The organism is Snodgrassella sp. B3837 (genome assembly GCF_026535955.1).
Lineage (GTDB): Bacteria > Pseudomonadota > Gammaproteobacteria > Burkholderiales > Neisseriaceae > Snodgrassella > Snodgrassella alvi_E.
Window position 1 is genome coordinate 129,372 of sequence record NZ_JAFNPI010000019.1, and the last position, 25,724, is coordinate 155,095.

General features: G+C 41.7%; 24 protein-coding genes and 1 tRNA gene. 21 read left to right on the plus strand and 4 right to left on the minus strand.

The features are described 5' to 3' along the window. Positions 1 to 5 precede the first annotated feature (5 nt). Both J3U67_RS07515 and J3U67_RS07520 read left to right on the plus strand, forming a co-directional pair. A complete protein-coding gene (locus tag J3U67_RS07515) occupies positions 6 to 1,319 on the plus strand; it encodes an ATP-binding protein (RefSeq protein WP_267391288.1) in 1,314 nt (437 codons plus the stop codon). Then, a complete protein-coding gene (locus J3U67_RS07520; RefSeq protein WP_267391290.1) occupies positions 1,319 to 3,556 on the plus strand; it encodes a DEAD/DEAH box helicase in 2,238 nt (745 codons plus the stop codon). The genes J3U67_RS07515 and J3U67_RS07520 overlap by 1 nt, the downstream gene beginning before the upstream one ends. Positions 3,557 to 3,584: 28 nt before the next feature. Here J3U67_RS07520 and J3U67_RS07525 read toward each other — a convergent pair whose 3' ends face one another. After that, positions 3,585 to 5,201: a phosphoethanolamine transferase gene (locus J3U67_RS07525; RefSeq protein ID WP_267391291.1), complete on the minus strand. Its 1,617-nt coding sequence runs from the start codon at positions 5,199 to 5,201 to the stop codon at positions 3,585 to 3,587. A 143-nt stretch (positions 5,202 to 5,344) separates the two neighbouring features. Between J3U67_RS07525 and J3U67_RS07530 the strand changes: the two genes are divergently transcribed. The 6 genes from J3U67_RS07530 to J3U67_RS07555 all read left to right on the plus strand — a co-directional run bounded on the left by J3U67_RS07530 (position 5,345) and on the right by J3U67_RS07555 (position 11,456). Further along, positions 5,345 to 6,043, plus strand: a complete 699-nt coding sequence (locus J3U67_RS07530; protein ID WP_267391292.1) for a VIT1/CCC1 transporter family protein — start codon at positions 5,345 to 5,347, stop codon at positions 6,041 to 6,043. Between the two features lie 5 nt (positions 6,044 to 6,048). Continuing rightward, positions 6,049 to 6,711, plus strand: coding sequence for a response regulator (locus J3U67_RS07535; protein WP_267391293.1), 663 nt, complete (start codon positions 6,049 to 6,051; stop codon positions 6,709 to 6,711). Beyond that, positions 6,708 to 8,066, plus strand: a complete 1,359-nt coding sequence (locus tag J3U67_RS07540; protein ID WP_267391294.1) for an ATP-binding protein — start codon at positions 6,708 to 6,710, stop codon at positions 8,064 to 8,066. The genes J3U67_RS07535 and J3U67_RS07540 overlap by 4 nt, the downstream gene beginning before the upstream one ends. A gap of 312 nt (positions 8,067 to 8,378) precedes the next feature. Continuing rightward, a complete protein-coding gene (locus J3U67_RS07545) occupies positions 8,379 to 8,963 on the plus strand; it encodes a hypothetical protein (RefSeq protein ID WP_267391295.1) in 585 nt (194 codons plus the stop codon). A 231-nt stretch (positions 8,964 to 9,194) separates the two neighbouring features. Then, the gene (locus J3U67_RS07550) at positions 9,195 to 10,781 is read left to right on the plus strand and encodes a hypothetical protein (RefSeq protein ID WP_267404589.1); all 1,587 of its coding nucleotides are present in this window, start codon (positions 9,195 to 9,197) and stop codon (positions 10,779 to 10,781) included. 375 nt (positions 10,782 to 11,156) lie between these two features. Next, positions 11,157 to 11,456 carry a hypothetical protein gene (locus tag J3U67_RS07555; protein ID WP_267391298.1) on the plus strand — a complete coding sequence of 100 codons (300 nt, stop codon included), beginning with the start codon at positions 11,157 to 11,159 and terminating at the stop codon, positions 11,454 to 11,456. Between the two features lie 978 nt (positions 11,457 to 12,434). On the opposite strand, the gene J3U67_RS07560 is transcribed toward J3U67_RS07555, so the two are convergent. Then, a complete protein-coding gene (locus J3U67_RS07560) occupies positions 12,435 to 12,665 on the minus strand; it encodes a hypothetical protein (protein ID WP_267391299.1) in 231 nt (76 codons plus the stop codon). 559 nt (positions 12,666 to 13,224) lie between these two features. On the opposite strand from J3U67_RS07560, the gene J3U67_RS07565 reads away from it, so the two are divergent. After that, a tRNA-Glu gene (locus J3U67_RS07565) sits at positions 13,225 to 13,300 on the plus strand. 234 nt (positions 13,301 to 13,534) lie between these two features. On the opposite strand, the gene J3U67_RS07570 is transcribed toward J3U67_RS07565, so the two are convergent. Continuing rightward, entirely contained in the window at positions 13,535 to 15,580 is a 2,046-nt protein-coding gene (locus J3U67_RS07570) for an OPT family oligopeptide transporter (protein ID WP_267404592.1), read from the minus strand. Between the two features lie 308 nt (positions 15,581 to 15,888). On the opposite strand from J3U67_RS07570, the gene serB reads away from it, so the two are divergent. After that, the gene (gene serB / locus J3U67_RS07575; protein WP_267391360.1) at positions 15,889 to 16,731 is read left to right on the plus strand and encodes a phosphoserine phosphatase SerB; all 843 of its coding nucleotides are present in this window, start codon (positions 15,889 to 15,891) and stop codon (positions 16,729 to 16,731) included. 101 nt (positions 16,732 to 16,832) lie between these two features. Continuing rightward, entirely contained in the window at positions 16,833 to 17,774 is a 942-nt protein-coding gene (gene pip, locus J3U67_RS07580) for a prolyl aminopeptidase (protein ID WP_100152244.1), read from the plus strand. A gap of 85 nt (positions 17,775 to 17,859) precedes the next feature. Here pip and J3U67_RS07585 read toward each other — a convergent pair whose 3' ends face one another. Beyond that, on the minus strand, positions 17,860 to 18,399 hold the full coding sequence (locus J3U67_RS07585; protein ID WP_267391362.1) for an NAD(P)H-dependent oxidoreductase: 540 nt from the start codon (positions 18,397 to 18,399) through the stop codon (positions 17,860 to 17,862). A 104-nt stretch (positions 18,400 to 18,503) separates the two neighbouring features. Between J3U67_RS07585 and J3U67_RS07590 the strand changes: the two genes are divergently transcribed. The 10 genes from J3U67_RS07590 (at position 18,504) to fdx (ending at position 25,651) form a co-directional block, all read left to right on the plus strand. After that, positions 18,504 to 18,866 carry a winged helix-turn-helix transcriptional regulator gene (locus J3U67_RS07590; RefSeq protein WP_267391363.1) on the plus strand — a complete coding sequence of 121 codons (363 nt, stop codon included), beginning with the start codon at positions 18,504 to 18,506 and terminating at the stop codon, positions 18,864 to 18,866. 197 nt (positions 18,867 to 19,063) lie between these two features. After that, positions 19,064 to 19,534: an Rrf2 family transcriptional regulator gene (locus J3U67_RS07595; RefSeq protein WP_100139742.1), complete on the plus strand. Its 471-nt coding sequence runs from the start codon at positions 19,064 to 19,066 to the stop codon at positions 19,532 to 19,534. 38 nt (positions 19,535 to 19,572) lie between these two features. After that, positions 19,573 to 20,787, plus strand: a complete 1,215-nt coding sequence (locus J3U67_RS07600) for an IscS subfamily cysteine desulfurase (protein WP_100139741.1) — start codon at positions 19,573 to 19,575, stop codon at positions 20,785 to 20,787. Positions 20,788 to 20,922: 135 nt separating this feature from the next. Beyond that, the gene (gene iscU / locus J3U67_RS07605) at positions 20,923 to 21,306 is read left to right on the plus strand and encodes a Fe-S cluster assembly scaffold IscU (RefSeq protein ID WP_025330175.1); all 384 of its coding nucleotides are present in this window, start codon (positions 20,923 to 20,925) and stop codon (positions 21,304 to 21,306) included. A gap of 1 nt (position 21,307) precedes the next feature. After that, positions 21,308 to 21,574, plus strand: coding sequence for a TraR/DksA C4-type zinc finger protein (locus tag J3U67_RS07610; protein ID WP_267404594.1), 267 nt, complete (start codon positions 21,308 to 21,310; stop codon positions 21,572 to 21,574). A 43-nt stretch (positions 21,575 to 21,617) separates the two neighbouring features. Continuing rightward, the gene (iscA, locus tag J3U67_RS07615; protein WP_100139739.1) at positions 21,618 to 21,938 is read left to right on the plus strand and encodes an iron-sulfur cluster assembly protein IscA; all 321 of its coding nucleotides are present in this window, start codon (positions 21,618 to 21,620) and stop codon (positions 21,936 to 21,938) included. A 157-nt stretch (positions 21,939 to 22,095) separates the two neighbouring features. Further along, positions 22,096 to 22,599 carry a Fe-S protein assembly co-chaperone HscB gene (gene hscB / locus J3U67_RS07620; protein WP_267391372.1) on the plus strand — a complete coding sequence of 168 codons (504 nt, stop codon included), beginning with the start codon at positions 22,096 to 22,098 and terminating at the stop codon, positions 22,597 to 22,599. 86 nt (positions 22,600 to 22,685) lie between these two features. Further along, positions 22,686 to 24,554 carry a Fe-S protein assembly chaperone HscA gene (gene hscA / locus J3U67_RS07625; protein ID WP_267391373.1) on the plus strand — a complete coding sequence of 623 codons (1,869 nt, stop codon included), beginning with the start codon at positions 22,686 to 22,688 and terminating at the stop codon, positions 24,552 to 24,554. Positions 24,555 to 24,607: 53 nt separating this feature from the next. Continuing rightward, positions 24,608 to 25,234, plus strand: coding sequence for a glutathione S-transferase family protein (locus J3U67_RS07630; protein ID WP_267391374.1), 627 nt, complete (start codon positions 24,608 to 24,610; stop codon positions 25,232 to 25,234). Between the two features lie 75 nt (positions 25,235 to 25,309). Further along, entirely contained in the window at positions 25,310 to 25,651 is a 342-nt protein-coding gene (gene fdx, locus J3U67_RS07635; RefSeq protein ID WP_100139735.1) for an ISC system 2Fe-2S type ferredoxin, read from the plus strand. Positions 25,652 to 25,724: the final 73 nt, after the last annotated feature.

Sequence of the window (25,724 nt, forward strand, 5' to 3'; positions counted from 1 at the left end):
TAAAGATGCAAAAGCGAATCAGAGCAAAAGAAAGAGATGCCATCATTCAATCACTGAAAACCGGCGTTACCCCTAAAATCGGCATACAGCATATACAGGTCGGACGCGTGAATGAATTGAAAGCCATGATACAAGATATCAAACGCATCGAGGATGGTGGAGCAGCATTCAGACTGATTATTGGTGATTATGGATCAGGAAAAACTTTTTTTATGAGCGTGGTGCGGGCAATTGCGCTCGAGAACAAATTTGTCACAGTACATGCCGATTTATCTCCTGACCGGCGCCTCCATGCCACCAATGGGCAGGCCAAAAATCTGTACTCTGAGCTCATGATAAACATGGCTACTCGCAATAAACCTGATGGCAATGCTCTGACCAGTGTAGTAGAGAAATTTATCACACAGGTGCAAAAAGAGGCTGATAGCACAGACAGCAGTGTGGAAAAAATTCTGCACCAGAGACTGTCAGCCATTTCGGAAATGGTCGGCGGCTACGATTTTGCCAAAGTTATCGAAGCCTACTGGAAAGCCAGTGAACAGGAAGATGAGCAACTAAAGGCCTGTGCGATTAAGTGGCTGCGCGCTGAATACAATAGCAAAATAGAAGCTCGTAACGATCTGGGTGTCCGAACTATTATTTCGGATGCTTCTTTTTACGACTCCTTGAAAATCATGAGCTTGTTTGTGCGGCAGGCTGGCTACAGCGGACTACTGGTCAATTTAGATGAAATGGTCAATCTGTATAAACTCAACAGTTCACAGGCCAGAAAATCCAATTATGAACAAATATTGCGCATGTTAAATGATTGTTTGCAAGGTAATGCGGAATACATTGGCTTTTTATTAGGTGGCACACCAGAATTCCTGCTAGATCCACGCAAAGGTTTGTATAGCTATGAAGCATTGCAATCACGGCTGGCTGACAATAATTTTGCCAAACAGGCCGGCGTGATTGATTACTCCTCCCCCGCCCTGCATCTGGCCAGCCTCACACCGGAAGAGCTGTACATTTTGCTAAAAAACCTGCGCCATGTTTACGCCTACGGCGACACCAGCAATTATCTAGTACCAGATGAATCATTGCAAACTTTTTTGGTGCATTGCAGCCAAACCATCGGCGACGCTTATTTCCGTACCCCGCGCAATACCATCAAAGCATTTCTAGATATGCTGGCTGTTATTGAACAAAACCCTGATATTTCATGGCAGCAACTGCTTGATTCTGTGGAAGTGGAAGAAGAAAAAGACTCTGATATCGATATGGAGTACACAGAAGATGCACAAGAAGATGACGAACTGACTGATTTCAAACTGTAATGGACAGCTATCAATTACTTAATCATAAAGTAAAAAAATGGATATACCAGCAGGGCTGGCAGAGCCTGCGCGAAATCCAGCAACTAGCCATTCCACCCATTCTGGCCGCCAAGACTGATGTCTTAATCACAGCCTCCACTGCTGCAGGCAAGACAGAAGCAGCTTTTTTACCTGCCTGCAGCCAATGCATGAATATAACAGACAGCATCAGTATTCTATGTATTAGTCCGTTAAAAGCACTGATCAACGACCAGTACCGACGCCTGCACAGTTTGGCAGAAATAGTATCAATGCAGTTGACACCGTGGCATGGCGACATCCCTGCCAGCAAAAAAAACAAACTGAAAAAATCACCATCCGGAATTATTCTGATGACTCCTGAATCGCTGGAAGCACTTCTTATAAATGATTCCGGCTGGTTCCGCACTGCATTTAAGTCACTGCAATATATCATTATCGACGAATTCCATGCTTTTGTCGGGCGTGAGCGAGGGCAGCAATTACTATCCTTGCTCACTCGTGTTGAGCATTTGCTCGGCAAATTACAAACAACAATTCCTCGCATCGCCCTTAGTGCCACGTTAGGCAATATAGAAAGCGTACCTGCATCACTACGCCCCAACCAGCGATTGCAATGCCAGATTATTCGCGAGACACAAGCCCGCTCCCTGATAAAACTGCAGCTCAGAACCTATATAGAACCACAAGAGGCCACCCGTACAAAAGACCTTCCTGACAAAAGCCCCACCTATTCTGCCCTTTCTCAGATGTGCCAAGATCTGTTCCGCTTATGCCGCAACAGCAATCATCTGGTATTTGCTAACACCCGCGCAAATACTGAGTCTGTCGCTGTTAGACTCAGCGATATGTGTGAGCAAAACAATTTGCCCAATGAATTCTTTCCTCACCATGGTTCTTTAGACAAATCATTGCGTGAAACGCTAGAAAAACGTTTACAGCAGGACAAACTGCCCACCACAGCTATCTGCACCTCTACATTGGAGCTGGGGATTGATATCGGTAAAGTCAATTCGGTTATCCAGATAGGTTGTCCCCATTCCGTATCTAGTCTGCGCCAGCGTGTAGGACGCAGCGGCAGGCGTGGTAATGCTGCTGTATTACGCATGCTGATCACTGAACGGGAAGTCACAAAAAAATCAGATATCACGGACTTATTACATCTGGAGCTAATACAGGCACTGGCCATGGTACGCCTGCTAATCAGCAGTAAATGGTTTGAGCCAGCCAATCCCAAATTACTACATTTTTCCACTCTTTTGCACCAGATATTGGCCACACTGGCACAATGGGGAGGTGTCAGAACCGAACAGCTGTATCATATATTATGTAAAGAAGGCCCATTTCAGAACATTACCACCTATCAATTTAAAATCCTGCTCAGCCACATGGGTATACAACAATTGATTACCCAAACACACAACAATATTCTGGTCTTAGGCGTGAATGGCGAAAAACTCGTCAACCACTATACATTTTACAGCGTTTTTCACACTCCCGAAGAATACCGTTTGATAACAGAAAATAAAATTCTTGGTTCCATACCGATGCTAGGATTCCTGACCGTAAATCAAAATATCATTTTCGCCGGACAGCGCTGGCAAATCATTGATATCAACACTGAAGACAAAGTTATTCTGGTTCGGCACACCAAAGCCGGAAATCCCCCCAGATTTGCAAGCAGCAGTCTGAATATCCATGATGCGATTCGAGAAGAAATGTACAAAATATTATGTGCAGAGGATTTCAGAATACCGGTAGGACAGGGAAAAGCAGACTTCACCGACGACACCACAAAAAAAATATTTACAGGAAGCTGTCAAATATTCAAAGCTCTAAAACTGCATAAAGAAAACCTCATCCAGCTTGGTAATAAAGTTTATTTATTTCCATGGAAAGGCGATAAAATCGTCAATACCCTCTTTGCCTTGCTTAAACGTGAAAAACTAGAGCCAGACATAAATGCTGGTTTCATTACCATTCCAAATTCCTCCATTCAGCAAGTAAAAACTATCCTGCAACATCTGGCACAAGCCCAGCAGGATGAAGCGTGGGTACTGGCCGAGCAGGTACCGGAAAGAAAACTGGAAAAATATGATGCGTACTTGCCGGATAACCTCCTATTAATGAGCTATGCCAGTCAGGCCTTTGATACCACTGCAACGCACCAATGGCTACAGCAATTTATCCCCACCCAGCCCGAAACCGACCAAACCTAAACATTTACTATCAACTCAACCGAATCATTTACTCTTTCGACCGGCACTCTGCAAATAAATCAAGCTGTGACTGATATTCATTAGTGTGCACATCCATCAATCCAAGCACTGAGTGAAAAATATTATCGTGTGAGTAGGCCTGCTGCTGAGCATGCCGGCGCAGACAGCCCATATCCAAATGGCTGACACGGGCAAAATCCTGATTAGCCCAAAACACCATCGGCACGTGGGTCTGTTCCGCCGGCGCGATTGCGTATGGTGTGGCATGCAGATACATTCCATTTTCGCCCAAAGATTCACCGTGGTCAGAAAAATACCACATGGCACTGGCCAGTCCCTTTTCCTGCTGCAACAGCTTAATCAATTCAGCCAGCACATGATCCGTATACAGTACCGTATTATCATAAGTATTGCGCAATTCCTCATTACTGCACTGCTGAATCTGATTGGTATCACAGGTAGGCGTAAACCGCCGAAACGCATCTGGATAACGCTGATAATAAGCTGGTCCGTGGCTACCCATGGTATGCAGTACGAGCACGGCATCATCCGGTAAATCAGCAATCGCAGCCCGTAAATTAAGCAACAGGCTCTCATCCAAACACCCATCACCGTTGCATTCCAGATTCGGTGCCCAATCTCGTACATCCACATGGCGGACGCGCTCGCACACCCCTTTACAACCGCCATCATTATCACGCCACAGCACATCCACACCCGCACGCTGCAAAACATCCAATAAACCTTCCTGATGTTTAGCCAAATTGGCTTTATAGTGCTGACGTGGCATATTGGAAAACAGGCATGGTAAAGATATCGCCGTTGCCGTACCACAAGAAGTGACTTGCGGAAAATTAATTACTTGCTCTCCCATCGCCGCCAGCTCCGGCGTAGTCTGGCGCTGATAACCATTCAGGCCCCAGCTTTGTGCACGCGTGGTTTCTCCCATCACCACCACAAGCAACCGCTTCGGCCCCTGTTGCTGATGACGGGCATCCAGCCCAATTTTCTGTAACGGCTGGTGCGCATCATAAGCGTTATAAGCGGTTTTCAATGCCGCACCCACAATATTTGTTGGCACAATCAGATGATTCACAGCCTTATTATTACGAAAAAAAGAAATATAGCTACCATATGCCAGAAAAATAATCGCTGCCACCATAGCCAGAGAACCACCCATCACCAACAAACGCCCACCTAGCTCACGAAACCAAGGACGAGCATAGCCAATCTTTATCCCCCAGCAATACCACTGTGCCGGTAACAAACCCGTTATCCCCAGCCACATCCAAAATTGTGGCGTCAACCAAGCTCCAGCCTCACCAACATTAGTCTGAATAATATTTTGCAGCATATTCGCATCAAAATAAATATTCTGCATCATTACCGCATAGCTTACTGCCGAACCTAGTAGCAGCAACAAAGGCACCATCACCCGATGCAAATAAGGCCAAAACAGCAATTGCATACAGAAATTCATCGCCGCCAGCAGAAAAAAGGGTATAGTTAACCATAATATGATGTTGTGATTAAAACTAACATGCTGCACCAGATATTTCCAGAAGCCGAAATTCAAAACTACAGAAATATAAACACTCAGCAATAACACCGTTCGATTACTGCTCAAAACCCATTTAGACTGCATTTGCTAGCCCCTGTTAACCAAACAGTGGCAAGTGTAAAAAAACAGCCTTAAGTGAAGCTTAAGGTAAACCGTACCCACACCCCATAGCGATGTGATACGGTATAGAACAAAAAGCATTAACCTGTACATATCAGGAGCCACAAATGAATCAATCCTGGCATGAAGAAAAACATTTTTCCAACCGTAATAACTGGCTGCGAGCCAGCGTACTCGGTGCCAATGATGGCCTCATTTCTACAGCCAGCCTGTTGATGGGTCTGGCCGCTGCTGAACCAAACCACCAGACCCTGCTCATTACCGGTATTGCTGCCCTTGTATCCGGTGCTGTCTCCATGGCCGCCGGGGAATATGTTTCCGTATCCAGCCAGCGCGATACTGAAGCTGCCGATTTACGCAAAGAACTCGACTCTCTCACTCGCTATCCCGAAATTGAGCTGGCAGAACTTACTGATATATACAGGCAGCGCGGCTTAAATCAGACACTGGCACAGCAAGTAGCAGAAGCATTAACCAAACACAACGCCCTCGAAGCCCACGCCCGCGAAGAAATCGGCATCACCGAAGTTAGTAAAGCCAACCCTTTGCAAGCAGCGATGGCTTCTGCCTTTTCTTTTGCTTGCGGCGCCCTACTACCCGTATTACTATCACTACTAAGCTCAACCGTTTGGCTAATGAGCACACTGGCTGTCACCACCGTAATCGGTCTCGGCATCCTCGGTTGCATCTCAGCCCATCTAGGTGGGGCACCCAAACGACCGGCAGTCATCCGCATCATCATCCTCGGTGCTCTGGCACTCGCTTTTACCAGCATGATCGGTCGAATAATCGGCATAACAATATAAAAAGCATGCGCATACTGATACTCGAAGACGACAGCGATATTGCAGATGGCCTGCATGCAGGCTTACACCAGCATGGCATGGCCTGTGATATCTTTGCTTCCGGACGTCTGGGTGAACAAGCGCTGAGCGCTGCTCCATACGACGCCGTTATACTCGATTTAAGTCTAGCCGAAACAGACGGTATGGACGTACTCAGACACTGGCGCGAACAGGAAATCAATACTCCCGTACTCATTCTTACTGCACGGGATGCCTTGCCAGACCGGCTAGCTGGTCTCAATGCCGGAGCAGATGATTACCTATGCAAACCCTTTGCCTTAGATGAGGTCATTGCCCGCCTTCACGCCTTGATAAGGCGCAGTCAAGGCATCAGCCAGACCCAAATCAGCTTTGGCCAGCTTATCCTTAGTCTCAACAGCTGTAGCGCCAGCTTATATGGCCAGCCACTAAATCTCACCCAGCGCGAATGGTTGCTGCTGCAACTACTCGTTACTCACCCCCAGCGCGTATTTACGCGGGCTCAGATCGAAGACAAACTTTATAGCTGGGAGCAAGAAGTTGAGAGCAACGCCGTAGAAGTTCACGTACATCATTTACGCAAAAAAATCGGTGCCAGCATCATCCGCACCCGCCGCGGTCTTGGCTATCAGCTCGGAGAGGCACCATGAAGCCCACCACCGCCATCAGCCGGCGATTACTTATCTATCTTGGTGCCACCCTGCCCATTTTGTGGCTAGTCACTGCCTTTATTAGCGCAGCAGCCGTCATGCATGAAATAGACGAAGCCGGCGATACTCAAATGAGCCAGCTCGCACAGCGGCTGATGCATACTCCCATCAACCTTGATACCAGTCATTACCCAACCCTGCCGGAAATACCACAAAAACAACGAGGACTCATCGACAGCAAAGAATCCGGCTATGCCATCTGGTACAAAGGACAGCTTATCAACGCAGACCAGACCGGTCACAGCATCCCATACCGCAACAACTACCAAGGCTTCATCAATCAGGGGGAATGGTGGCAAAGTCACGCATGGCGCCTCTTTTACCTGAATAACCCTCAGCAGCAACTTCAAGTAGCTGTATCCTTCAGCATGCATGAACGCCTGCAAACCGTCTTACGCGCCGTATGGTCACAATTGGCCGTATCTATCCTTGCCATCCCTCTGCTGCTATGGCTCATAGTATGGGGCGTCCGTCGAGGCACCAAACCTCTGCAAAAATTAACCCAGACTCTATACCAGCGAGATCCGCATAGCGTCACGCCCATTACCAGCGCCGTTCCCAGCGAAATACAACCCATGATTAACGCGCTGAACGACTTACTCCAGCGTATTGAACAAACCCGAGCCCGTGAGCTGCGTTTTACTGCTGATGCCGCACATGAACTGCGCAGCCCGCTGGCTGCCCTCAAAGTACAAACAGAAGTATTGGCATTAACCAGCCTCAGCGATGCCCAACAGCAACGCGTACGCACCATCGAACACAGCATCGACCGCACCACCCATCTGGTCGACCAGCTCCTCACTCTTTCCCGCCTCGACCCTCTCACAGCCCCGCCTTATACCACCGCAGTAAACTGGACAGAAATCACTAATGAAGCCATTGAAAGCGTCAGTCTTCAAGCACGCGAACGCCATTGTCGCATCCAGCGCCAGTATCAGTCCGAAACAGCATACATACTACCCCTGACCGGCGACCCGACCCTGCTGACCATACTTATCCGCAACTTACTGGATAATGCGATCCGCTACAGCCCCGAACACAGCACCATCAACCTCACCCTAGCAGCCGACAGTATCACCATCACAAACCCCTGCAACGCCATCGCCCCCGAAAACCTACCACGCCTGCGCGAACGGTTTTTCCGACCGGCCGGACAGGAAAGCAGCGGCAGCGGGCTAGGGTTATCTATTGTTGATGGAGTGGCTCAATTGCATGGATTAAAGGTGAAAATAAATATCCTTAATAAAAATCTATTATTTAAGAATAAATTCTTAGTCACAATATATAATAAATGAATATATCTCTTTAGCATAAAAATTAGTTTCATTCTCAACTTTATCCCCTCTCCCCATACCCCTCTCCCAACCAATAAGAACATATTACTAAGAATAATAGATAACTATAGTACATATATAATATTTTAATTATTTGTTTTTTTTGAATTTTATTTAAATATTTTGCAACATATAATACATTTCAAATAATATTTTTGAAAATTTTGTTGCATTTCATAAATTTTTAAATCAAAATATCATGCAACACAAGTAATAAAATTCTCAAAAATATTTTAGTTATATATGTTAAATTCGAAACATGAAAGGAAGGCCATGGACAGCACAAAACCAACCAAAATTGAAAAGAAGGAGGATAGCGAAAACAAAAATCAAACAGAAAAAGTTGTCAACAAAAAATTTAGAAAAACTCCAAGAACTATTGCACAGGAAAAGTTCGTAGAAATTGACCCAGTATCTTTTAGTAACAACGATTATTGGGATAGAAAGAAAATGATTGGCTATTCTACTATTCCGAGAGTATTACCCATTACCATGCAAATATTGGATGTATTAACTAAGGGAAAACCAGTAGGACATACTTATTTTTGTTTATGGGCCAGATTACCGGATTTCAGTTTTATGAAAATTGATAACCCAGAATTATTTGCCAAGGAAGCCGGTTTTACAGGTCAAAGGGCACAAGACACATGGAAAGGCAGAATGCTCAAACTTGTTGAATACGGATTTATTAAAAACTATGAAGGCCATACCGGTCCATTTCATTATATTTTGATGAGAAATCCTGTCAAAGTAATGAAAGAATTAAATGAAAAAGGCGAATTTAACCAAGGAACTTTAAAAACGCTCTACGAACGATTTAAAGAAAGAGCTGAACAAGTGGGGGCTAATGATAATTAACAGCCCCAATCCCACTAACATTTATTTCAAAGAAAGGAGGAAGAATGTTTATACAAATTATTGTTGAATTAGCAAAACTCATAAATTCAATTAATAATTTCATATCGTTGATCATTTACGTTTTTAACAACTTTTAAAAAAACGTAATACAACAAGGTGCGCCAACACCTTGTTGTTTTGTTTCTCTATATAGTATATACAAATTATTTCTTTTTATCTAGCTATTAAAAAATGGACAATAAATATACTAATATCTTTAATCATATAGCTAACGATGCTAACGGATACCCCATCGTCTGGGAAAAATCACTACCAAGTATTTATAAGATTCTCTTGCCCTATAAAGATGCAGATACTCTGCCTGAGGAAGCACAAAAACTACCAGATGAATCGCAAAACGAAGATGAAATCAAATGGATAGCAGGAGCCCAGGACGGAACAACCATTTATCATTGCTCTTATAGCGCAGATGAAAAAAAATTAAATAAAATATTGTCTCTCCTTAAATCCTTGTCTGAACAGATCAATGAGCATGATATTAGCCAACTGTATTCACTAGTAAAAAAAGGAACCACTTTAACCATAATTGATAGCCTTTTAAAAAAATTACCTCAGGAAGATATTAACTTACAAAAGCTTTATTCATTTTTTTACTGGCTGACTCTTAATAGTCCTGACAGAGAAGTCATTAAATTTTCCATAGCCCTACTAGGCTCATATTCTATAGAACAAACTGAATTATTTCATTTACTAGGCATGCATGAAGAATTTACCTTATATTCTGCCGTTGCCTTAACTAAAACCCTTAAAAATCCTGAAGAAATAGAAAAAAATCTTTTATCATTAGCCAAAAAAGTAAATGGATGGGGTCGCATCAACGTAGTGAGGTATCTGATTGAAAACCCATCAGCAAAAACTAAAGACTGGCTCTTAAGAGAAGGATATAAAAACAAAGTTATGAACGAATATCTCGCCTACTCATGTGCCAAAGCGGGTGAATTAAAAATTGCTTTAGAACAAAACAATGTGGATACATCATTTCTGAGCAGCGCAGCCCAAATCATCCTAGCATTAATTAATGGTGGCCCAGCAGAAGATATATATGATTATGAAGATAGTGGATTAGTATGTTTAAATTACCTCAAACATTTAACCAAACATACCTTAACAGATATAAAAATTCTCCATTCTGTCATCGTCATCCTTGACTTTATTACCACAGAGCTTGATGACAGCAATTTAAACTGGGATAGAAACATCAAAACAATAATCACAGAAAAAGCACAACAAATTATTCAACAAAAACATTGGATACCTCTAATAGAAAAAAATCTTCAAGATAAGAACGATTTAAAATTTAATTATGCAGCGTATATTTATTCACAACTAGGATATGACTCATGGCAAATACGTTTCAACCGTCAAAAAAAATATAAAACCAATCAATGGCTATTCTTAATGCAAACAGAAGACAAACAAAAAATAGAACAAGTAATACAATTGGCCAAAGAACAAAATGATTTTTCTACCATTCCTACTGGTCCATCATTAAAAATATTTACTGACAGTAAGTATGCGGTACACGATGTGCTTGATACCATATTGCAAGAACTAGACCGATTTCCTGGTTTAGCTGAAGAATTAATATTAATAGGCTTACAAAGTCCATTAATCAGAAACCGAATAATGGCCTTAAATGCCATAGAAGCTTTAGAGCGCCAACAATGGTCAAATGAAATCTTAATAAATTTAAAAAAACTGGCCAAAATTGAACCTGATGAAGAAATTCAACAACGCCTTATACATATGCTTTCTTAAACAAACTACTGAATGCGCCAAATCTATATAAAGCTGAAGCATAAATTTAAACAAAAGGTAAAAACCAGTAATCCAAGCATCGAAAAATAGAAATTTGTAGAAACTTTTAAAGGTAAAACAGATGATAACTAATAATTAAGCAGTATTAAAATTTATAGCGATGTAAGCCATATAAATTTTTAGTGAGATTATATTAAAAAATTTAATTATAATGTATTATAATAAAAATTTTTGCTATTTATACCAAATACATTAGATAGAAATGTTTAAAAAGTTTTTTTATTAATTTTTTTATTATGTGGGCTAAATAAGTTTGTTTGGTCAGAAGAAGATAACTTAAATCATACTAATCCATCAAATCAAAGTAAATTAAAATTGCAAGAAAAAGATGCAGATATAGAACAGAAAAAGCCAGAATTTTATTCAAGCATGACACCCCAACAAGCAAAGCAATTTGCGGTTGATTTGTTTCATAAAATCGATATTGATGAAAAAAATATTTTAAATGCTTATAAGCAAGGTGATTATAAGACTATAAATCAATATCTAATGTATGATATAAATGATTACATAACAAAACCATATAGCGAAGTAGAAGACAAATTTTGTCTTATAAAAAATATTTTCCTTTCAATGAGGAGATGTTTCCTTATCTTCTTTGTGATAGAGCATTGATAAATTTTACTACCTATACAACTAGTCTTTTAAATAAATTACAATACCCAGATGATGAATATTATAATGCTTTAGTATTAAAAAATAGGCTTAATTTTGAGAAAGCAAAGTATTTATGCTACATGAAAATTACTATGGATTATGAGGAAGCTTCAAAAGATTAATACATTACTATGCTCTTAGTAAAATAAAAGTTATAAATTGAAAAATATTTTTCAAATTTATAGTTTATAAAATTAGGCATATAACATATTTAAATAATAACTAAATTTTTTTATAAAAATATTATTTCTATTTTGATGTCTATACACAGAGTTAAAAAATAAGTTCTATATTAACAGAAAATGACAAATATACACTTAAACCGAAACTAAATCATTTCAGCTTGAAAGGATAATTCTTCAAATTTTTAGTATTATTCGTTTTGATAGAAATAAATTATAACGGATAAATTTGAACTATACTTTTTAATAACTCTATAAATTAATCACATTTGTATAAACAGCGTTTCAAAACTATTATCTAAACATTCTTTCTAATAAAAACGCATTCCAAGGGGTGTTTTTACTCAACCAAACGTTAATTCTGCTTCAATACCAGCACATTGCCCTTATTCTCAGCAATACACTACACCAAACCATCAACCAGCGCACTGAGATAGCCATTGAACTGGAGCATTTCCTTAACATCCACCAATGCCATACTGCCAAGCGCATCGCGTTCGGCCAACAGCTTACCCAGCGTATGCGCTATTTCATGCAGAGCATGAGCTTTTTCACTACAAACAACCGAGCTGATAATTAATTACCGCATAGCTGATATTTTTTTCTGTTCAGAGCTAATAAATTGCTGCGAATAATGGTCACAGCCGCGGCATTTTGCAACAAAGAAGCAGCGCCATCATGAAAATCAGAGTTAATGGAATTTATATTTCCGCCTTAGACTATCCAAAACATAAAGCTTTGCAGACAACAAATCTTACATTTCTTGCTTTACCCGATAGGTAGGCTGATTTTCCTCTATTTCAATTTTTTTCAGCTTGTCACAACTGGGCGTACCGGCAAAATCTTTAAAAGGTGACTCCTGCTCATTTTTGCAATTTTCTTTAAGCCTTATTTTATCAAACTGCGAAGGTTTATAAGCAAAAACATTGCTTAAAGAGCAAGATAACAATATAGCCAGAACAATAGAGGCAAAACCGTTTTTCATTACCTTTAATCCTTTGTCACCAGATAATATTTAACCTGTTAATTGAATTTGTGGCTTACTGTAATTCAAATAACAGACAAAATCATCACCTTTACTTATTAATTTGTTTAAGTCCCTTATATAACGGTATGAATGAAACCTGAATCCATTACCATAATACAATATTACCATCAATAATTAAGTAATTTCCATTACTAACAGATAAATTGAAAATAAATTAATTTTCTTGTTTCAAAGTAAAATTTTTATTTTGCCCTTTTGAATTATTTAATTTATAAAAATAATTTAATACATGTAAATTAAGTCTGTTTTGATTAGATTTAGAAATAAAGAATATTTTTATTCAAATTAATTTTGACATTGCTTAAAAAATACTATTTTTATTGATATCCAATTTTGAATAAAACCACAGATGCACTTAAAGTAAATTGAATAAAGTTCAGTACATTTTTATTTGATAAATATACTGTTATGTTGATATTTTAGCAAAAATCCACTCACTCACACAATTTGACATATCTATGCCCACTTAGGGATAATTCGCACGCTTATTATGCACGCGCCTATCGTCTAGTGGCCGAGGACACCGCCCTTTCACGGCGGCAACCGGGGTTCGAATCCCTGTAGGCGTGCCAAATTGCGAAGCTAAATTAATTGCTCAGATTATAAATCTGATTATTCAATTTTCTTTAAGTATTGGTCAAAATTTTATCAGTCCAATTATATTTATTTTTAATTACTGCATTCCTTAACTATTTTCTTTATGTTGTTGACTAGGATTATATCTTGGTCAGAGGCAGTCTAATTAAGCTACCGTAACAAAAAAACAGCGTTTTAACACGCTGTTTTTTTTGTTAATTCTTTGATTTCTATTTTCTAATAATGCGTCTTATCAAGAAAATGATAGCGCAAGCAAAGAATACCAGTCCCAAGAGCTCACTCATTTTATCCCAGTTATGCAAATTCAGAGCCAGCGGCGCTTCTCCTTCACCTAACGCAATGGAAACCACAATTACCATGGCCATGACCACGCCAACAATACTTTCACCAACAATCAAGCCAGCTGCCAGTAAAGTTCCACGGCGGTCAGTGGCTTTTAGCTCACGCTGCTGTGTTTTAGGGTCGCTGTATCGATTTCTAATGTGACGCATACAGAAGTATGAAAGTACGGTGCCAATAAAAATGGGCATATTTACAGAAGCAGGCAGGTAAATGCCCATACCTACTGCCAATGGAGGCACACTCCAGCCCGGGCGCAGTTTTTTGACTACTAAATCCAGAAGGATAAGAAATATACCTAGGAAGACACCTATTTTAATATAGGTCCATTCCAGATTATGGGAGAAAATACCTTTGGCTATAGTAGTCATCAGCGTAGCCTGCGGCGCAGACAATGCCTGTGCTGCATCCATATTTGCTCTTGGCAACGCGCCAGTAAAGCCATAAGCGTTATATAGCAATTCCAGTACTGGCGAAATAACAATGGCACCAACAATACAGCCGATAATCAGGGCAACCTGTTGACGCCATGGAGTGGCGTGCACAAGATGGCCGGTTTTTAAATCCTGCAAATTGTCATTTGAAATAGTAGAAATAGCCATGACTACAGATGCTGTAAACAACGCCAGTGCGGTCATAAACTGGTTGCCACCTGCCATAGCAAAGATGCCACTTGACTGGCCAATTACCATGAATACTAAAGATATAATAACAATTGAAACAATTCCGATACTGGATATTGGGCTTGAAGAAGAACCAATCAGGCCGGCCATGTAGCCACTGGCCGCAGCCACAAGAAAACCAATAATAAATGCCATAATTGTGGCACAAGCTACCAGCGCACAGGCAAGTCCAACGGATATATGCACAGAGGAAATAAAACTATAAAAGGTGGCTGCCAGAATAATCAATGTAGCAAGCACAATAAGTAGCATGGTTTTGGGAGATAAATCCTGATTCACCCGTTCCTGTGTCTGTGCGCTATCTGAGCTTGAACTAAAAGCCTGAAAAGATAGTTTCATGCCTTCTAGCATCGGTTTGAACAGGGTGATTAAAGTCCAGATTGCTGCCACGGCGATTGCCCCAGCGCCAATATAACGAACTTTGGTAACCCACAAATTGATGGCAAAATCAATCATGCTTGCATGCTCAGGCATGGGTGTGGTGCTGGTAAAATACGGTACGGCTATGCCCCATGAGAAAAACATACCCAATAAGACGGCTATACCACCGGTAATTCCTACCAGCCAGCCGGCACCCAGTAGAGCAAGTGAGAATCCCATGGGTACCTGAAAAACTGCGCCCCCTACTTTAAACCAAGCGCTAGCGCTTTCGCTAATTATGCGTAATCCACTGACCAAAAAGCTGAATATACCTGATAGTATACCGCCGGTAACAATTTGTTTTACTCCACTTTGTGGTTCCTGAGCATCAGCATCGTTCTGCGGCTGATTGTGATCTCCGGCTTTGAGTATTTCGGCAGCAGCCAAGCCTTCTGGATAAGGTAAATCACTTTTAACAACCAGTACATGACGCAGGGGTACGGTAAAAATAACACCCAAAATACCACCAGCCACACATATTAAAGTGGTCTGCCAGAAGGGAAAGCCTTGCCAGTAGCCAATCATCAGCAGGCCGGGTAAGACAAAAATTATTGAAGACAATGTTCCGGCGGCTGAAGCCTGTGTTTGTACCATGTTGTTTTCAAGAATATTTGAGCCTTGAAAGCATTTGAGTACAGCCATGGATATCACGGCTGCTGGTATGGATGATGCAAATGTCAGGCCGACTTTTAGCCCCAGATATACATTAGATGCTGTAAAGATAACAGTGATGAGTGCACCTAAGATCATGCCGCGAATGGTTAATTCCCGGTATTGATCGACCGCCGATGAGGTGGTTGAGGGGTGTTGCATGTAATAACTCCATAAAGATGCGGACTGGAATAATAGCAATAATTCTGAAATTTCTGGATATTAATTTATTCTTTTACCGCCGCTATTTTGGACAAAAAGCTGCATTGTACAAACTGGTCTGTGTTTTTTCATTAGATTTTAAGAATCCAATGTAAATAATATTTATTTTATTTTTTATTAGGTTAATTAGGTTTAAATCAGCTGGTGATATTTCATTATTTATTGAAAACGTCTCTTTTCCAGCCGTTTGTTGTCAAGCCTGATACTGATGTCTATACTGGGCATTTTTATCAAGCTGTGTATTTGTCATGAGTTTCGTTCTGGTTTTACAGCACGCTGATTTGCTTTCCTGTGATTTGTCTGCATTAGATGCAATTATGCCTATTTCACCTGAGTACAGTTTCAATAAATCAGTATTACGCTTACCAGTACAGAAAGAATTCAAGCTTGAAGAGGCAGTACAAGCTAAGCTACTGGCACAGCATATTGATTTTGCTATTCTACCGGATAAGTGTTTTGCTGACTTGGGACTGATTGTCAGCGATATGGATTCAACCCTGATTACGATTGAATGTGTAGATGAAATTGCGGCCGGCGTGGGTCTGCAGGCAGAAGTAACAGCCATTACTGAACGCTCAATGCGCGGAGAAATTGACTTTGAGCAATCATTACGTGCTCGGGTAGCATTGTTAAAATGGTTACCGGTTACTGAACTTAACCGAGTATATGACGAAGTTTTGAAATTATCACCGGGAGCCGAATGGCTGTTACAGCAATGTCGAGAATATGGGGTAAAGTTTTTGCTGGTTTCAGGTGGCTTTACTTACTTTACTGATCGTCTCAAACAGCAATACGGGCTTGATTACACATATGCCAACCAATTAGTAGTGCAAAACGATATGTTAACTGGCGAGCTAACCGGCCGTATTATCGATGCACAGGCTAAAGCTGATTTACTGGCAGAATATTCAGCAAAGTTAGGATTGGCTAAATCTCAGATTGTGGCTATGGGGGACGGTGCCAATGATATTCCGATGTTACAGGCTGCCGGTTTTGGTGTAGCTTATCATGCAAAACCAAAAACTCAGGCTGCTACTACCATCAGTGTACGCTTTGGTGGTTTGGATGCGGTGCGCAAATGGTTTCGCTGATATTTAGTTTTATCTTACAGGCTTATACTAAAAACTGTTTGCAATCAATTTAGAATTAATAATAATCACTTAGTTACATAAATATTTTTAGGAATACACTTATGTACCCGATAGCTGAGCCATATCAGTCTGGCCTATTGCAAGTTTCTGCAATTCATCAGATTTACTGGGAAGAAAGCGGTAATCCGGCCGGTAAGCCGGTAATTTTTTTGCATGGCGGACCGGGTGCAGGAGCTTCACCAGCTTGCCGAGGTTTTTTTAATCCAGAAAAATACCGCATCATTATAATAGACCAGCGTGGCTGCGGCCGCTCCCTACCTTATGCTTGTATTGATGACAATACCACTTGGGATCTGGTAGAAGATATAGAAAAAGTACGCCGAATGCTTCAGATTGAGCGATGGCAAGTCTTTGGCGGTTCTTGGGGCAGTTCGTTGGCATTAGCCTATGCTAAAACTTATCCGCATCGAGTGACCGAGCTAGTACTTCGAGGAATATTTTTATGCCGTCCACATGAAATGGATTGGATCAATCAGCAGGGTGCCAATCGTTTTTTTCCTGAAGCATGGAAAAATTATCTTGCTCCGATTGCTGTGGATAAACAACACAATCTGATTGATGCCTACCATGAGTTGCTTTGCCATCCTTATACCGATGAAGCCTCCCAGCTTAATGCAGCTCGAGCATGGGCACAGTGGGAAAGCAATATTGTTCATTTGGAACCAGATCAAGCCGGTGTGGATGAATATGACGATTCTTATAAAGCATTAGCAATCGCTCGCATTGAAAATCATTATTTTGTTCATCGCTGCTGGCTGGCGAGTGAATTTGCTTTACTAGAAAATATTCAAGTGTTGGCTGATATTCCGATGGTGATTGTTCAGGGGCGCTATGATATGTGCACACCATTTGAAAGTGCTTGGGAGTTAAAACAGGCTTTGCCTCATGCCAAGCTGGTGGTCACCATAGCGGGACATTCTGGATTTGAACCAGCCAATCAAGCGGCATTGGTGGCTGCTACAGACGCTTTTGCTAATCAATAGTTAACCTATACAAGATTAAGCTTTAATTAAACAGGCCTGATTCGAATCAGGCCTTTTATGTTGATCAAAATTAACTTTATCTTGCTTAGCAAAATTTCTGAATCAGACTGTATAAACTGCCACTGTGTTGTTCAGCTTTTGCTGCTATGGCATTTTTTGCTATACCCGATACTGGAGAAATGCCATATAAGGCAGTATACCCAAGGTAATTCATTTGCGTATATTCCGCAGATTGTTTTACTGATTGTAAAAAATCATCGATGAGAAAATGATTTACTTTTTGAAAATAAATCTCTGGTTGACCAACCGTCATAGAGACGAGTAATGTTTTACCCTTCAATTTGTTTCCTAGTGAACCATAGGCAAATTGATAAGTGAACACTTGATCAAACCAAATTTTTAATATAGCGGGCATATTAAACCAATACATTGGGTATTGAAGAATAATAAGCTCATGACGAAGCAAAGCTTGTTGCTCGGCATCAACATCAATCTGATAATCAGGATATAAATTGTAAATATTTCTAATCTCTATATCCGGTAGTCTAACAGCTAAGGATTCGGATATTGTTTTGTTTGCAATGGAGTTTTTAAAATCCGGGTGCGCCAGTATCATTAGGGTCATGATTTTTCCTCAATAAACTATAAAAATTTTATGTACTCAAATAATTTTAGTAGAATTTAAAAAAAATACTATAACTATCAAATATGAGAGTTAGGAAAAAAATCATGCATACAGATGATTCCTGTGCAATTACCCATCGTGGTAAACGCTATCATTGCAATATTAGTTTAGCTATGAATCTAATTGGCGGTAAATGGAAAGGTGTGATTCTTTATTATTTGCGTAGTCAACCAAAAAGATTCAGTGAACTCAGAAAAAATATGCCAGATATTACTGAAATGACGCTAAGCCTTCAGCTTAAACAGCTAGAGAAGGATGAGTTAATTACTCGAACGGTGAAAGGTGATAAACCTCCCGTACAAGTGAGCTATGCACTTACCAACAAAGGTCATTTACTTAGCCCGATTTTAATGTCTCTATGTAACTGGGCCGAACTGATTAATGATGAAAATCAAAAAATGCTTTAGGTTTGAGCAGATAAATAATTTTCAATTATGATTTCTGGCCGGTTTATACGATCTGAATGGGTTGGTTTCAATTTGATTCTTTTATTTTGGCTGGTTTCGGCTCTAGCATAATTACTTGATTTAGCCATGAATAAAGTTGACTAAAATTGTCGGGTATTAGATAATTCAGCCATTGTCAATCTATTTCGGGTTTTGCCATGCGTTTAACCACCAAAGGGCGTTTTGCTGTTATTGCCATGCTGGATTTAGCCATGCATGCGCAATCTGGTGCGGTAAACCTGACTGCGATTAGTGAGCGCCAGCGTATTTCCTTATCTTATCTGGAACAGCTTTTTGGCAAATTACGCCGTGCAGGGCTAGTAGAAAGTATCCGAGGTCCGGGTGGCGGCTATGTTTTAAGCCACGCTGCCGACCATATCAATATTGCCGATATCATTGCGGCTGCAGAAGACACGATGGATGCAACATTGTGCGGCGGCCATGCAGACTGTCAGGATGGTACGCCTTGCCTGACTCACGATTTATGGGTCAACCTAAATAAAACCATAGACGATTATCTGCGCGGAATTACTTTGCAATGTATCCTCAATCAACAATCTTACCGAAATATCAGTAATGAACAAAAAAGCAGCCTTGAGCAGCCGATTACCTTGATTAATCTGCACTAAAACCAGCGCTGTGATAGATATTTAAAGAGAACACGACAATGACCGTAAAACTTCCTATTTATCTGGATTATTCAGCCACCACGCCAGTAGACCCGCGTGTAGCAGAGAAAATGATTCCCTATCTGACTGAATTCTTCGGCAACCCCGCTTCAAACAGCCACAGTTTCGGCTGGCAGGCAGAAGAAGCAGTAGAAAATGCCCGGAATGAAATTGCTGCATTAATTGGTGCTGATTCTAAAGAAATTATTTTTACGTCCGGTGCCACTGAATCGGATAATCTGGCACTGAAAGGAGCCGCTCAGTTCAACGCCAGTAAAGGCAAACATCTGATTACGGTCAGAACTGAACATAAAGCTGTACTGGATACGATGCGTGAGCTGGAACGTGAAGGTTTTGAGGTCACTTATCTCGGCGTAAAAGAAAACGGTCTAATTGATTTGGATGAACTGAAAGCAGCAATCCGCCCAGATACAACTGTTGTAAGTGTAATGTGGGTGAATAATGAAATCGGCGTGATTCAGGATATTGCCGCTATCGGAGCAATCTGCAACGAAAAAGGCGTAATTTTTCATGTTGACGCCGCGCAGGCTACCGGCAAAGTACATATTGATGTAAAAGCCAATCAAATTGGCTTGCTCAGTATGTCGGCTCACAAAACCTATGGTCCTAAAGGGATTGGTGCTTTATATGTACGGCGCAAACCGCGTGTACGTCTGAATGCACAGATGCATGGTGGTGGTCATGAGCGTGGTTTCCGCTCTGGCACGCTGGCTACTCATCAGATTGTTGGTATGGGTGAAGCATTCCGTCTGGCACGTTTGGAAATGGATAAAGATAATGCGCATGCTAAAGCTCTGCGTGACCGTTTTCTTAATGCCATCAAAGATGTTGAGGAAGTGTATATTAATGGCGACCTTGAACATCGTGTTTACCAGAATCTGAATATCAGCTTTAATTTTGTGGAAGGTGAAAGCCTGATTATGGCGGTGAAGGATATTGCGGTATCCAGCGGTTCTGCTTGTACTTCAGCAAGTCTGGAACCGAGCTACGTGCTGCGCGCTCTTGGCCGTAATGATGAATTGGCGCATAGTTCGCTGCGTATTACTTTTGGGCGCTTTACTACTGAAGAAGAAGTGGATTACGCTGCCGAACTGATAAAATCCAAAATCGGTAAATTACGCGAGTTGTCACCGTTGTGGGAAATGCATCAAGAAGGTATTGATTTAAGTAGTGTGGAGTGGGCAGCTCATTAATCTGCGTGCAATAGTAACCTTCGGTTTCTGCTTTAGTAATCCCGTACAAGGCAACATTCCCTCTAAACCGAGGGCTATTTGATGTGCAGAATAGGATTTTGCCTCTCAGCATAATAATTGTTAAAGGAACATATCATGGCCTACAGCGATAAAGTCATTGATCATTATGAAAATCCACGCAATGTTGGTTCGTTTGAAAAGGGGGACCAGAGCGTGGGCACTGGCATGGTGGGTGCACCGGCCTGTGGCGATGTAATGAAGTTGCAAATCAAGGTAAGCGATAACGGTATCATCGAAGACGCTAAATTCAAAACTTATGGTTGTGGCTCGGCTATCGCCTCTTCCAGCCTAATTACAGAATGGGTAAAGGGCAAAAGTTTGGATGAGGCGCTGGCCATTAAAAACAGTGCCATCGCAGAAGAACTGGCATTGCCACCGGTGAAAATCCACTGCTCAATTTTGGCCGAAGATGCCATCAAGGCTGCTGTAGCAGATTATCGAAAAAAACATAACGAGTGATATGACAATGTTAAGCAGTACCGCAAACAATGATGAATCCACTACGGAAAAAAATGATAATCAGCAGGTTAATGCAGTACGCCTAAACAATATCAGAATGTGTTCCAATCAGTTTTGTCTTGAATGTAACGAACCCATTTCACCCGAACGCCAGTTTCAATATCCTGGCACGCGTTTTTGTAGTAATTGTGAGGAAAAAATCGCCGTTAAACGCTCTTTTCTCTCTTCCTATAAACGCCGTTTTAACCGTAACCGTAATCAAACCTGAATGACTAATGCTCATTCAGGTCTCAGTTCTGACAGGAGAGAATATGATTTCTCTGACTGAAAAAGCCGCCCAGCACATCAGTAATTATTTGACCAAACGTGGTAAAGGCGAAGGTATTCGCCTAGGAGTCAAGAATAGCGGTTGTTCAGGTATGGCCTATACACTGGAATTTGTCGACCAAATCCAGCCGGAAGATTTAATTTTTGAGCAACATGGTGTCAAAGTCTTTGTTGACCCCAAAAGCCATGTCTATCTGGATGGTACCGAGCTTGATTTTGTTAAAGAAGGTTTGCAGGAAGGATTTAAGTTTGCCAATCCCAATGCAAAAGATGAGTGTGGTTGTGGCGAAAGTTTTCACGTATAAGTACGAAATATTGCTACCAATAGCGATCACCTACTACCTTGTATCGCATCACAACGAGACATTGACTGCAGAAAAAGCAGATTAACAATCCCAAATTTGCCTTATTACTTTGATGTGACTTCTGCTTCTATCCTGTTATCACCACAAGGTGAAATACATGAACCAATACTTTGCTTTGTTTCAGCTACCCGAACAATTTAACATTGATATTAAACAGCTCGAACAGAATTATCATTTACTGGCTGCACAATGTCATCCTGACAAATTTGCAGCCAGCAGCAGCTTTGAGCAGAAGCAGGCCATGATGATGGCAGCCACGGTAAATGAAGCTTATCGTATTCTATGCAATCCCTTGGATCGTGCGGCCTATCTGTTACAACAGAAGGGCATAGATGCAGATGCACCGGAACACACTCATTTTCCAGCCGAATTTCTGATACAGCAAATGCAGTGGCGCGAAACATTGGAAGATGCACGAGCTGAGGCGGATACAGCTACTCTACATGAATTGGCAACAACCATTCAGCAGGAACAAAACCATTTATATCAAAAACTTGATACCGCTTTTGCGCAGAATCAGGCGGATAAGGCAGCTGAATTGGTGCGTCAGGGGCGTTTTTTATACAAATTAAATGCCGAAATACAGGCTGCATTGCTCTGACACCGTTAACTTCAGCGTCAGAAATATGATTTAAAATAAGTTTAAATCATATAAGTAACATCTAAAATCAGGACTTAGTTCAAATTATGGCTTTATTGCAAATTGCCGAACCCGGCCTTTCTGCCGCCCCGCATGAGCACCGACGTGCCGTGGGAATCGATTTAGGCACCACCAACAGTCTAGTGGCCACTGTACGCAGCGGTCATGCAGAATGTTTAGCAGACGAACAAGGGCGAATTACTCTGCCTTCAGTAGTCCGTTATCAGCAGAATTGTGCTCCAGAAGTAGGTACAGATGCATTAAAAGCCCAGCGCATTGATCCTTCCAATACCATTAGTTCGGCCAAACGCCTTATTGGCCGAAGTCTGGACGACATTAGAAATCAGCCTGAAACCCATTACCTGCCCTATCGTTTCACCGATGAAGAACGCATCATCAGTATTCAGACCCGCGCCGGTAATAAAACACCTATAGAAGTTTCTGCGGACATTTTGCGCGTGCTGAAAACACGGGCAGAAAATAGTTTGGGTGGTGAACTGGCTGGCGCTGTAATTACCGTACCAGCATATTTCGATGATGCCCAGCGGCAGGCCACCAAGGACGCAGCACGCCTAGCCGGCTTGCACGTCCTTCGTTTACTTAATGAACCTACTGCCGCTGCCATTGCCTATGGTCTGGATAATGCCGCCGAAGGAACGTTTATTGTTTACGACCTTGGCGGAGGTACATTTGATGTTTCCGTTCTAACATTAAGCCGTGGCTTATTTGAAGTAAAAGCCACCAATGGCAACAGTGCCTTAGGTGGGGATGACTTTGACCAGCGCCTTTTTTGTTGGTTATTGGAACAAAACAAATTGTCTCAGCTTAATGCACAGGACAGCGCCCTACTGCAATCACTTTCGCGCGCAGCTAAAGAATCCTTAACGACTGAACAATCCACCACCATAGCTGCTACGCTTTCCAATGGTCAACAAATAGTCACTGATATTAGCCGAGATACGTTCCATCAGCTTACACAACCACTGGTAGCCAAAACACTGGAGCCGGTTAAACAGGCTATGCGTGATGCGAATATCAGCAAAAACGATATAAAAGGCGTTATTATGGTTGGCGGTGCCACTCGAATGCTGCATGTACAGCAGGCTGTAGCTACCTTTTTTGGCCAAACGCCACTGAATAATCTCAATCCCGATGAAGTAGTTGCGCTCGGTGCTGCCATGCAGGCCAATGTACTGGCCGGAAATAAAAATGATGATGAATGGCTGCTTCTGGACGTTACTCCCCTCTCATTGGGGCTGGAAACATATGGCGGTTTGGTTGAAAAAATCATTCCGCGCAACAGCACCTTGCCTACCGCCCGCGCCCAAGATTTCACTACATTTAAAGACGGCCAGACCGCAATGATGATTCATGTAGTACAGGGAGAACGTGAATTGGTTTCGGATTGCCGCAGTCTCGCCCAATTTACTCTGCGCGGTATCCCGCCAATGGCTGCCGGTGCTGCACGCATTCGGGTGACCTTTCAGGTAGATGCCGATGGCCTGTTATCTGTTTCCGCAAGAGAACAAACTACCGGCGTACAGGCTCATATTGAAGTTAAGCCCTCATACGGATTGGATGACACAGTTATTACTCAGATGCTAAAAGACAGCTTTACCCATGCACAGACTGATGCGCAGCAACGCGCCCGTGCGGAAGCAATAGTAGAAGCTGAAAGCATTATTGGCGCAGTCAGCAGCGCCCTAAATCTTGATGCTGATTTACTCAGTGCTGCCGAACAGCAAATCATCGACACAGCCTTGGCACAAATCAGACACCAGATGGAAATTGGCAATGCACAGGACATCCGTGATGGCATACAAAAGCTTAGCCATGCCACAGATGAGTTTGCTGCCAGACGCATGAACCGTAATATACAGCGTGCCTTACAAGGCAAAAACGTTAGCGATATATAGAATTCAACCACAGACAGCTAAAAACTATCTGTACTTACACAGGAGATAAAACAATGTTAAAACTATATTACCTACCAGGTGCATGTTCATTTGTCCCCCACGTAGCTCTACAATGGAGTGGACTGGATTATGTAGCAGAAGCAGTAAGTCGCGATAAAATAAAATCTGCAGAATATCGGGCTCTGAATCCGCAAGGTCAGGTACCTTTACTTGTAGATGGAAACTGGGCACTAAGTCAGAATATAGCTATTATTGATTATATTAATGATTTAGCACCCGATAAAGGTATCTATGGCGCTGCATCAGCTACTGACCCTAAAATACGTGCCAAAGCTCGGCAATGGCTGGCTTTTGCCAATAGTGACCTGCATACAAAATTCAAGCCTCTATTCGGGGCAGCCAGAATGGTTGATGGTGAAGCTGCTCAGAACAGTCTTATTGCTTATGCTAGTAGTGATGTTGAAAACACATTTGCATCGTTAGATAAAATGCTGGCTCAGCAAGATTATTTAACAGGTAATAGCATCAGTATTGCCGATGTTTACATTTTCATTGAAATGCAATGGGCTCAGAGATGTAAAATTGATCTTAGCAAATATCAGCATTTGACTTCTTTTGCTCAGCGGGTAAGCGCTGACAATGGTGTCAACACAGTGCTGAAAGCACAAGGCTTGATATAATACTCACTCCGGCGTGGCTGGTAGCAAGAATAGACACCAGCCACGCCTTGCATCATTTAGAATGACGGAACTACCATGCCCAAAATTACTGTACTGCCTCACCCACAACTTTGTCCTGAAGGAAAAATTTTAGACAATATTCCGTCCGGCACCTCAATTTGTGATGCATTACTTGAGCATGATATTGAAATTGAACACGCCTGCGAGCAATCCTGCGCCTGTACCACCTGCCACGTGCTCGTGCGTCAGGGCTACGACAGCCTACCTGAGCCAAGCGAACAGGAAGAAGATTTACTCGATCAGGCATGGGGGCTCGAAGCCGATTCACGTCTGAGCTGTCAGGCTCGTTTGGCAGATAGCGATGTAACCATTGAAATCCCCAAATACACTATTAACCATGCACGTGAAGAACACTGATATCAGAGCACAGCTCAAAATTACCGCTTGCCATCACTATTTTTTTTACTAATTCTTAACAATTAATACAGAA

Bases quoted from the DNA above. Each gene is read 5' to 3' on its own strand.
- J3U67_RS07515 (WP_267391288.1), top strand. From the start codon at position 6: ATGCAAAAGCGAATCAGAGCAAAAGAAAGAGATGCCATCATTCAATCA.
- J3U67_RS07520 (WP_267391290.1), top strand. From the start codon at position 1,319: ATGGACAGCTATCAATTACTTAATCATAAAGTAAAAAAATGGATATAC.
- J3U67_RS07525 (WP_267391291.1), bottom strand. From the start codon at position 5,201: ATGCAGTCTAAATGGGTTTTGAGCAGTAATCGAACGGTGTTATTGCTG.
- J3U67_RS07530 (WP_267391292.1), top strand. From the start codon at position 5,345: ATGAATCAATCCTGGCATGAAGAAAAACATTTTTCCAACCGTAATAAC.
- J3U67_RS07535 (WP_267391293.1), top strand. From the start codon at position 6,049: ATGCGCATACTGATACTCGAAGACGACAGCGATATTGCAGATGGCCTG.
- J3U67_RS07540 (WP_267391294.1), top strand. From the start codon at position 6,708: ATGAAGCCCACCACCGCCATCAGCCGGCGATTACTTATCTATCTTGGT.
- J3U67_RS07545 (WP_267391295.1), top strand. From the start codon at position 8,379: ATGGACAGCACAAAACCAACCAAAATTGAAAAGAAGGAGGATAGCGAA.
- J3U67_RS07550 (WP_267404589.1), top strand. From the start codon at position 9,195: ATGGACAATAAATATACTAATATCTTTAATCATATAGCTAACGATGCT.
- J3U67_RS07560 (WP_267391299.1), bottom strand. From the start codon at position 12,665: ATGAAAAACGGTTTTGCCTCTATTGTTCTGGCTATATTGTTATCTTGC.
- J3U67_RS07570 (WP_267404592.1), bottom strand. From the start codon at position 15,580: ATGCAACACCCCTCAACCACCTCATCGGCGGTCGATCAATACCGGGAA.
- serB (WP_267391360.1), top strand. From the start codon at position 15,889: ATGAGTTTCGTTCTGGTTTTACAGCACGCTGATTTGCTTTCCTGTGAT.
- pip (WP_100152244.1), top strand. From the start codon at position 16,833: ATGTACCCGATAGCTGAGCCATATCAGTCTGGCCTATTGCAAGTTTCT.
- J3U67_RS07585 (WP_267391362.1), bottom strand. From the start codon at position 18,399: ATGACCCTAATGATACTGGCGCACCCGGATTTTAAAAACTCCATTGCA.
- J3U67_RS07590 (WP_267391363.1), top strand. From the start codon at position 18,504: ATGCATACAGATGATTCCTGTGCAATTACCCATCGTGGTAAACGCTAT.
- J3U67_RS07595 (WP_100139742.1), top strand. From the start codon at position 19,064: ATGCGTTTAACCACCAAAGGGCGTTTTGCTGTTATTGCCATGCTGGAT.
- J3U67_RS07600 (WP_100139741.1), top strand. From the start codon at position 19,573: ATGACCGTAAAACTTCCTATTTATCTGGATTATTCAGCCACCACGCCA.
- iscU (WP_025330175.1), top strand. From the start codon at position 20,923: ATGGCCTACAGCGATAAAGTCATTGATCATTATGAAAATCCACGCAAT.
- J3U67_RS07610 (WP_267404594.1), top strand. From the start codon at position 21,308: ATGACAATGTTAAGCAGTACCGCAAACAATGATGAATCCACTACGGAA.
- iscA (WP_100139739.1), top strand. From the start codon at position 21,618: ATGATTTCTCTGACTGAAAAAGCCGCCCAGCACATCAGTAATTATTTG.
- hscB (WP_267391372.1), top strand. From the start codon at position 22,096: ATGAACCAATACTTTGCTTTGTTTCAGCTACCCGAACAATTTAACATT.
- hscA (WP_267391373.1), top strand. From the start codon at position 22,686: ATGGCTTTATTGCAAATTGCCGAACCCGGCCTTTCTGCCGCCCCGCAT.
- J3U67_RS07630 (WP_267391374.1), top strand. From the start codon at position 24,608: ATGTTAAAACTATATTACCTACCAGGTGCATGTTCATTTGTCCCCCAC.
- fdx (WP_100139735.1), top strand. From the start codon at position 25,310: ATGCCCAAAATTACTGTACTGCCTCACCCACAACTTTGTCCTGAAGGA.